Below are 9,064 nucleotides of genomic sequence, written 5' to 3' on the forward strand. Positions count from 1 at the left end.
ATTCATACAATGTTCCATACTCAACGTGATGATTCAAAATGGTAAACCCCAGAGCTACAAAGTAGAAATCTAGTTAACTTCCAACTAAGGGAGTTTTTGGCGATCGCTACTTTCATGCAACAAAGCCGTTGGCAAGACCAGTTCCGGGTCAGGAATTACTTGGTTAGTAATGCCGTAATTGATGCCCAGGATCGCAAAAGCGGTTACCAAAGGCCAGCGAAAGGAAAGCAAGAATATCCACCACAGGGACATTAACCCCACTTCCCGATCGCTTTTGGCAGCAAAATACCGCTGCATCATATAACCACCGATACCGCCAAACCCTTCCATCAATACTTTCAGCAGATAGAAACAAAGGATAGCGCCGAAGAAGTTGAAACGGCCATAGTCTCCTGGCAAGTCTACTTCCATGGAGGGGAATATACTACTCCACTCGCTAAAATTCCACTCGTGCAATTGCTCGGTTCCCGGAATAGAAATGGCAAATGTCTCCGGGAGAGGGGGAAGTTGCAGAGCGATCGCGCAGATATAGATGATAGCCACAAAAATCAAAACTCCCTGAAACAGGTCTGTTAACACCACCCCATAAAAACCGCTAAGGACAGTGTATATCAATGCCAGGAATATGATTAAAATTGAGGCCAGACGGGCATCGACAGTAATAAATTCTCCTAAGAATTTGCCCCCACCGATGGCAAAGTAACTAATCCTGCCAATGGTCAAGATAATAGCAGCAACGGCACTAACTATCCGGGCGATATTTCCTTCCCGTCCAACTCCAAAACGCAAATGCATCCATTCCGCTAAAGTCATAACTTGGGCGCGACGATTCCACTTGCCCATAAAAATCATGAACATTGCTAGAATTAAGGCAATGCCACCCCGGAGTTCCAGAAAAAATCCCTTCGTTCCCAAGGCGTAGACTAAGGCCGTGATCAACATTGTCCCCGCAATGTCTGTATTGGAAGCCATCCCGGATGCCCCCAATACCCACCAAGGCATATTCCGATCGCCCAGAAAGTAAGAGTCTATGCCAGCGGATGCTTTCCGCTGGAGAAATACGCCAAACAGGACGATCGCCAGCAGGTAGATGACGACAATAGTGTAATCAATTAAATGCATAAACTACTCAACTTGTAAAAGTAGGGAACAGGGAACAGGGAAGATATTTTTAGGAAAAAAACACGGAAAATGATTTTTTGAGTTATACCAATTTGAAAAAAGAATAGACATCTCCAGAAAAGAGGGAACAGGGAACAGGGAACAGGGAACAGAGAAGAATAATTGATAATTTCTGGATAATAATTGATTTTGTTTTTGATTTTTACCAGATGTCTAATGCTACGAATAGTAAGAGCGATAAAAAAACTTTACAGGAGATATCCCTTTGATAAAAAAGATAATTTACGTCCTAAAAAATGGTATTAAAGCCATTCTTATACGACTCCTGACTCCTGACTTCCCCTCCTGGGAGGGGGAGGGGCGAGGGGTGGGTTGACTCCTAATAAATATCCTAGCTATTTGTAGCAAACATTTATCAATTTGGTATTATTACACTCTAGTTTATAGCAAATAAAGGGCAAGTTTATTTTCTGGAGATGTCTAATAGTGACAATGGAAACTTATTCTACAACCCCAACGGTAGTGCAACTGGTTTTGGTAATAGAGGTCAATTTGCCACTTTAACAAATATGCCAGAGTTAGCAGAAGAAGACTTCTTGATTAGATAGCGATCGCTAGAAGTAGAAGTAGGGTGCGTCTGAAATGTAACGCACCGCCTATTCCAGCTATTGATGGTGCGTTACGCTGTCGCTAACACACCCCATCTCCCCATCTCCCCATCTCCCCACCCTTTTTACTACCGTTGGGTTTCTGTTCACGTCAACCCAACCTACAAAGTGCCAATTTACGAAAACGTTTAACGCATACTTTGTTTTTTCTCAGCTTTTAAGTCACGACTACCCACAGCAGCTAATTCTGCATCCATCAAAGTTTTTCCTGTTGCTGCCAGATAAACATCATCCAAACTTGGTCGCGCTTGAGCAATACCAAAAATTGGTATACCTGCTGACTGCAATGACTGTTGAATTTCGATCAAAGCATCACTTTGGGGCTTCACAACTAAGTTTAAAGAATTGCCCTGAGCAGCATTAACAATAACTTCTTGAACTATTGGCAGGTTTCCTAGTAATGCTTTTGCTTTTTCTGCTTCTTCAGTAGAAGAAAATTCCCTAATACGGAGAGTGATGCGATCGCCTCCCACCCGGTCTTTAAGTTCTGAAGGAGTACCCGTCGCAATAACCACACCTTGGTCAATAATAGCTACCCTATCTGCCAAAGCATCGACTTCTTCCAGATAGTGACTGGTAATCAAAACTGTTGTACCTGAGTCTCGCAACTGACGCAAAAAATCCCAAACTGCTACCCGACTATCAATATCTAAACCCACTGTCGGTTCATCCAAAACTAAAACATCTGGTTGATGCAATAAACCCGCTGCTAAATCTAGACGTTTGCGGATACCCCCTGAATAAGTGCCTGTTTTTTTGTCCGCCCAATCTTCTATTCCCAGGAGGGCGATCGCTCCTTCGATTCTTTCTTTTGCCAATTTGCCTGGAATATGGTATATCGCTGCTTGTAGTTCCAGTAGTTCTCGACCTGTAAGTACCTTGTCGAGGGCCACTTCCTGAGCAACATAGCCAAGACGTTGTCTAGCTATTCTCGGTTGGTCAACTACTGAAATACCAGATACTTCTAAACGTCCAGCGTCTGGCGTAAGTAGAGTACACAGAGCGCGTAGTGTGGTTGTTTTACCTGCACCATTAGGGCCAAGTAAACCAAATATTTCTCCAGGTTCTATCTTAAAGGAAACGTCCTTAACTGCTGTAACCGAACCATAACTTTTCTGAAGGTTTTCTATTAAAACTGCTGGTACCATGATTATTAGTAAATATAAAGTTTTCTTTGATAATTGTAATTGTTTATTTTATTCTTGGCAGAAGACCAGAAGTATAGCAGTGGAAGGAAAGGGCGCGGACATATCAAAAGCTGGCGTTGGTAAAGCGCGTGTATGATATTAATCTTAATTACTTAGGAGTCAGGAGTCAGGAGTCAGGAGTCAGGAGGGAAGAAAGAAGAAGAAAGAGGAATAGAAGGAGAAATCGCGCTCTTATCCGGACATGGTATCATACCTCAAATTACCAACGCCCAAAAGCTTAAAACTCAGACAACGCAAGATTGTCCTTCTCTCCTTCTTCCTTCAGCCATATTATGTTTGACCTGAGACACAGAAAAGCTTTTGTCACTGTTGCCTGTTGCCTGTTGCCTGTTGCCTATTTCCCTGTTCCCTTTTCCCTGGGATAAAATTCATGGTAGCTTCTCATAAATAGAAAATAGTTATGACCATAGATATTAAAGCCTTTTTTCAGGCAACAAACCCTGGCATTCCTCTGTTTATAGATAATGTAGAAATTGACACTAGATACTACATTGACTTCTCGACTGTGCGTGGAGGAAAAGTTATTAAAAAATTAAAAAATACTATTACTCTCTGGTCTTTAGGCCGACCCACTTGCCAACTATTCACCGGACATATTGGTTGTGGCAAGTCTACAGAATTATGGCAACTTAAGCAACAGTTAGAAGCAGAAGGCTTTCACGTTGTCTATTTTGAGTCTGACAAAAACCTAGAAATGGGAGATGTAGATGTAGGCGATATTTTTCTAACTATTGCACAACAGATCGGCAGAAGTTTGGAGAAGCTGGAAAAACTTAACTTGGAGGAACCAAAAGGGTTAAAAGGTCTACTTCAGGGAGCTGCCAAATTATTGCAGACAGAAATTGAACTCTCTGCAGAAGCGAATATTCCTGGTATGGGTAAAGTGGCAGCTAGCAGTGAGGGTTCATTTTCAGCAGAAGTTGGTTTGCCTGGAGTTGGTCAAGTCAAAGCTAACGAAAAAGGATTAGAATTTGTAGCTTTAGGAATTGGTAAAATTACTGCCCAGGCAAAAGATAGTCCCGAACTTCGTACTAAACTCAGAGAATATCTCGGACCCCGCACCAGCAGAATTATTGAAACTATTAACAAAGAATTGCTCGAACCCGCTAACGAAAAGCTCAAACAGTATGGTAAAAAAGGATTAGTGGTTATCGTTGACAACCTGGAAAAAGTTGATAGTTCACCTAAACCTTGGGGGCGACCTCAACCAGAATATCTATTTGTTGACCGGGGCGAACAACTGATGAGTCTTCATTGTCATGTGATTTATACTCTTCCTATGGCACTGAGGTTTTCCAATGACTACGACACATTAACTCAAAGATTTAAGAAAGACCCTCAAATATTGCCAATGGTGGCCACACAGTTGCGCGATGGTAGTGAATGTGCTGAAGGAATGAAGTTAATGCGACAGTTAGTTTTGGCCAGGGCATTTCCAGAATTAGATCCACAGCAACGTTTGGCAAAAGTTACCGAAATCTTTGATAGTCAGGAAACTTTAGATTACTTATGTCGTTTCAGTGGCGGTCATGTGAGGAATGTATTGCGCATAGTTAATGAAGCTATTATGGAAGAAGGGGATCTTCCCATCTCCCGCGCTAGTGTTGCCAATGTAATTAGAACTTATCGCAATCAGCGACTTTTAGCTGTAGATGACCATTAGTGGGAATTATTGCGCCGAGTTACTCAGACAAAAAAAGTAACGGGAGATGATGGATATCAAACTCTAATCCGGAGTATGTTTGTTTATGAGTATCAAGATGAACTTGGCCCTTGGTTTGATATTAATCCTCTCTTGAAAGATGCGCCAGAGTTAAATATAAGGGAGTAGAGGAGTGGGGGAGTGGGGGAGTGGGGGAGTGGGGGAGTAGGGGAGATAAAGACACCTAGAAATAACAATCTAGGCGTTGGTAATTTGAGGTATGATACTATATCCGGATAATAGTGCGATAGAACTCCGTGACCTTTACGCGACCAAAAAACTTTCTCCTTCTACTCGGGGTTTTTTCTGTTTTTCTTCCCTCCTGACTCCTGACTCCTGACTCCTGACTCCTAAAGAATTAAGACTAATATCATACACGCGCTTTACCAACGCCACAATCTATTGCACAGTTTTAGCTGTGTCAGTCTAGTAGTGGACCGTTTCACCTAAAATAGTGCATTAGCTTTTTTCATCACCCCATCACCCCATCCCCCCATCACCCCATCCCCCCATTTAAGGTGTGTCAGTCTAGTAGGAAATAATAAAGGTTTGAGGTTTGTTAGCAATTAACATAGAGTCAAAAATTTATGCCTAGTTACAGGGAAATTAACAATCAAAAATTATTGCAGAAATTAGTCCGAGGGATGGAAATGTCTCAAGGACAATTTCGGCTGTTTTTGGCACAGTGCAATAATTTGAGCCAGCGCGATCGCATAATTATACAACTCCGAGAATCTTTTTCTGGAGACTTGGCACAGTTACAGTTGGATGAGTCTGTCGATGAACTTTGTGCAAGTATCAGAAAAAGGTTAAGAGACCAACAACCAGATGCTTTGATGGTTTGGGGTTTAGAGTTTGTGAGAGATATTGATAAATTGTTGGTCGCAATGAGTTTAGTACGGGAGGAGTTTAGAAAAAATTGTCCCTATCCCATAGTTTTATGGATTGATGCAGAAATTTCTCGTAAGTTTATTCGCTTAATTCCTGACTTTGAAAATTGGTCAAGTCTGACCGTTTTTGAAACTGCCACTCAGGAATTAATTGATTTTATTCAGCAGACCAGTGAGAGTGTTTATCAGAAAGTTTTAGAAAGTGGGGCAGGAATATTTTTAGATGATACTACCCTTGGTTTGGGAGAGTCTGCTTATCAAGAGTTGGTGGGTGCAAGGCAAGAATTGTTAAACCGAGAAGTTACCTTAGAGCCTGAATTAGAAGCAAATTTGGAATTTGTTTTAGGCAGGGCAACTGATAATTCTACCGAAGTAGCACTAGAGCATTATCAACGCAGTCTCGAACTTTGGCAACAAATTAACAACTCGGTGCGAGTAGCTCACACTTATTATTATCTGGGGTTATGGTGGCGTAGTTATGCACTTAGGCATCGGGTTGAGAAAAATATGGCTTGCGAGAGAGCTTGTTCATATTTTCAGCAGTCGGTAGAAGGCTTTGAGACAGTTAAACGCCCAGACTTAGTTGCTAAATTTATCAATGCTTGGGGAGAAGTTTTGCAAACTTTAGGGCGTTGGAATGAGTTAGAAACTGTTGCTAAGAGAGCAATAGAATTACATCAAACCTATTCCCAGGCATTTCGTGAAGCTCGTGCTTATGGTTTTCTAGCAGAATTTGAACTGGCAAAAAATCATTATAGACAAGCAAAAAAACTTGCTCAAAATGCCATAAAAATTTTTAACAAAACTCTAGATGCTGTATCTCCTCCTAGCTCAGAAAAAGACGAAATTACTTTAGATTGGGAGCGCTATTCTCATCTGGGAAAATATTTATTTGCTCTAGCAAAAGCCGAAAAATATTTAGGTAAATTTGAAGCATCAATAGCCAATTTTGAACAAGCAAAAAATACAACAAAACCTGAATACAGTACCGAATTTTATATTGATATTATCACAGGATTACGAGAAATATATTACCAACAAAAGGCATATTTAGCAGCTTTTAAATTAAAGCAAGAACGACAAAAAATAGAACAACAATTTGGGTTTGTAGCATTTATCGGTGCAAATCGTTTGGAATATAGAAAACCAAATACCAATCCGGCTTTACCTCAACTTAATCGACGAAAAGTTACTCAAGAAATTGCTGCATCTGGACGCCAATTTAATGTCGAAGAATTACTAGAAAGAATTAGTTGCCCTGACTATAAACTGATAGTGATTCATGGACAATCAGGAGTTGGTAAAAGTTCAATTTTGGAGGCTGGATTAATACCTGTTTTAGAAAAAAAATCAATTGATACCCGTAATGTAGTAGTGGTTTTGCAGCAAGTTTATATTTATTGGATTTCAGCATTGGGGGAAAGTTTAGCTAAAAAACTTAAAGCAATTCCCCAATTAGCAGTTAATTCACATATACTTAATTCGACTGAGGCAATTTTTTCTCAGTTACGAAATAATGCTGAATTAAATCTACTTACGGTTATTATTTTCGATCAATTTGAGGAATTTTTCTTTGCTAATTCAGAGCCAGTGCAAAAAAGAGAATTTGCTCAGTTTCTGGAAGAATGTTTAAAAATTCCTTTTGTGAAAATTGTTTTATCCCTGCGTTCAGATTATATTCATTATTTATTAGAATTTAATTATTTAGCAAATTTAGAAACAATCAGCAATGACATTTTAAGTAAAAATGTTCTTTATGAATTGAGAAACTTTTCCCAATCACAGGCAAAATTAGTCATTCAAGGATTAACAGAAAATTCTCAGTTTAAAATAGATCCAAATCTGACAGAAAAGTTAGTTGAAGATTTAGCTCAGGAGTTGGGAGAAATTCGCCCGATAGAATTGCAAGTAGTGGGGGCACAACTACAGACAGAGAATATTACCACTGTGGAAAAATATCAAGAATTAGGAGAGGATTCCAAAGCAGAATTAGTAAACCGATATTTAGCATCAGTAGTAAAAGACTGTGGTGAAGAAAATGAAAAATTTGCTTGGTTGGTGTTGATATTGTTAACCGATGAAAATAATACTCGACCACTAAAAACTCAGGCTGAATTGGTAAAAGAAAGTGAGTTTCAAGAGAAAGAGTTAGAGTTAGTATTAAAGATTTTTGTCAAGTCTAGTTTAGTATTTTTGTTACGGGAAAAACCAGCAAATCGTTATCAGTTAGTGCATGATTATTTAGTTGCTTTTATTCGGCAAAGGAAAGGAAATGAAACACTAGAGGAGCTGAAACAGGAACGGGAAAAACGACAGCAGTTACAGAAGTGGGTAGTTAGAGGGTCGGTTGCTGCTGCATTGGTGATGACAGTATTGGCAGGAGGGATGACAATATTTGGTTTGTGGGCACAGAAGGAAAAAATACGGGCAGAAAGACAAACTACTATTGCTCAAGCAAGTGAGGCTAGAGCTTTGTCTATTTCAGGTGAGCGATGGGATGGCCTGATGACTGCCATGGAAGCTAGGCAAAAACAAAGAAATAGTAAATTTCAACCAACGGATGATGCTAGCAAGGTTACAAATGCTCTGCGAGTCGCAGTTTACAAACGCAACAAAGAGGAGTTTAGAGAGTTTAACCGTCTCCAGGAACACCAGCATCCCGTCTACAGTATAGCATTTAGCCCCGATGGAGAGACTATTGCTTCTGGTAGTGCTGACAACACGGTGAAATTGTGGAACCGCCAGGGGCAGTTGTTACAGACTCTGAAGGGGCATGAGAATTTTGTCTACAGTATAGCATTTAGCCCCGATGGAGAGACTATTGCTTCTGGTAGTGCTGACAACACGGTGAAATTGTGGACAGATTTGCGGATAGAAGATTTAACCAAACGTGGTTGCGAGTGGTTAAATGATTACCTGATTACCCACCCCCAGGAATTAAAAAAACTCAAGATTTGCCAAACTGACAAACGCATAAAAGTAGCAGCTCGCAGTTGGATAACTAAGGGAGAGAAACTAGCAAGGGAAAGTAAAGGAGAAGCAGAAAAACTTGAGCAAGCAGTTGCTTTCTTTGAGAAAGCACTAAAATGGAATCCCGACCTCAACCTCAAGCCAAAAGTTCTTGCAGCATCATTAGCTGAGGTAGAAAAGCTGATGGAGGAAGGTACGAAATTAGCAAGAGAAGGAAAAATAGAGGTGGCAGTAGAAAAGTATCAACGAGCAAAAGAGCTTGACAAAGTGGCATATATTCCTAATCTAAAAAATATCGATCCAGAAGCTAAAGCCAAATATCAGGAAGTAGATGCGTTATTGGATCAAGGGAGGAAGCTTGTGAAAGAGGGTAAAGTTATAGCAATGAGCGCTGGCATCTTTACATATTACATAAATATTGATAATGTAACATAAAAGTAACTGTATGAGCTGTATTTTTCATAAATTAGGCGATCGCTAAAGGTTAAAGTTTTAAGGATGCGT

At 40.2% G+C, this 9,064-nt stretch carries 6 protein-coding genes and 1 pseudogene; 4 read left to right on the forward strand and 3 right to left on the reverse strand.

Features of this window, described 5'->3' with window-relative positions:
* Positions 1-84: 84 nt before the first annotated feature.
* On the reverse strand, positions 85-1,122 hold the full coding sequence (locus F6K27_RS31300) for a hypothetical protein (protein ID WP_287279719.1): 1,038 nt from the start codon (positions 1,120-1,122) through the stop codon (positions 85-87).
* 476 nt (positions 1,123-1,598) lie between these two features.
* On the opposite strand from F6K27_RS31300, the gene F6K27_RS31305 reads away from it, so the two are divergent.
* Positions 1,599-1,730: a hypothetical protein gene (locus tag F6K27_RS31305; RefSeq protein ID WP_287279720.1), complete on the forward strand. Its 132-nt coding sequence runs from the start codon at positions 1,599-1,601 to the stop codon at positions 1,728-1,730.
* Positions 1,731-1,918: 188 nt separating this feature from the next.
* On the opposite strand, the gene F6K27_RS31310 is transcribed toward F6K27_RS31305, so the two are convergent.
* The gene (locus F6K27_RS31310) at positions 1,919-2,938 is read right to left on the reverse strand and encodes an ATP-binding cassette domain-containing protein (protein WP_287279721.1); all 1,020 of its coding nucleotides are present in this window, start codon (positions 2,936-2,938) and stop codon (positions 1,919-1,921) included.
* 116 nt (positions 2,939-3,054) lie between these two features.
* On the opposite strand from F6K27_RS31310, the gene F6K27_RS31315 reads away from it, so the two are divergent.
* Both F6K27_RS31315 and F6K27_RS31320 read left to right on the forward strand, forming a co-directional pair.
* Entirely contained in the window at positions 3,055-3,219 is a 165-nt protein-coding gene (locus tag F6K27_RS31315) for a hypothetical protein (RefSeq protein ID WP_287300956.1), read from the forward strand.
* 179 nt (positions 3,220-3,398) lie between these two features.
* Positions 3,399-4,829, forward strand: a pseudogene (locus F6K27_RS31320) (ATP-binding protein).
* A gap of 135 nt (positions 4,830-4,964) precedes the next feature.
* Here F6K27_RS31320 and F6K27_RS31325 read toward each other — a convergent pair.
* Complete coding sequence (locus tag F6K27_RS31325; RefSeq protein ID WP_287279722.1) at positions 4,965-5,096, reverse strand: hypothetical protein; 132 nt, start codon at positions 5,094-5,096, stop codon at positions 4,965-4,967.
* A 191-nt stretch (positions 5,097-5,287) separates the two neighbouring features.
* On the opposite strand from F6K27_RS31325, the gene F6K27_RS31330 reads away from it, so the two are divergent.
* Positions 5,288-8,995 carry a hypothetical protein gene (locus tag F6K27_RS31330; RefSeq protein WP_287279723.1) on the forward strand — a complete coding sequence of 1,236 codons (3,708 nt, stop codon included), beginning with the start codon at positions 5,288-5,290 and terminating at the stop codon, positions 8,993-8,995.
* Positions 8,996-9,064 lie beyond the last annotated feature (69 nt).

The organism is Okeania sp. SIO2F5, assembly GCF_010692685.1.
Taxonomy (GTDB): domain Bacteria; phylum Cyanobacteriota; class Cyanobacteriia; order Cyanobacteriales; family Microcoleaceae; genus Okeania; species Okeania hirsuta.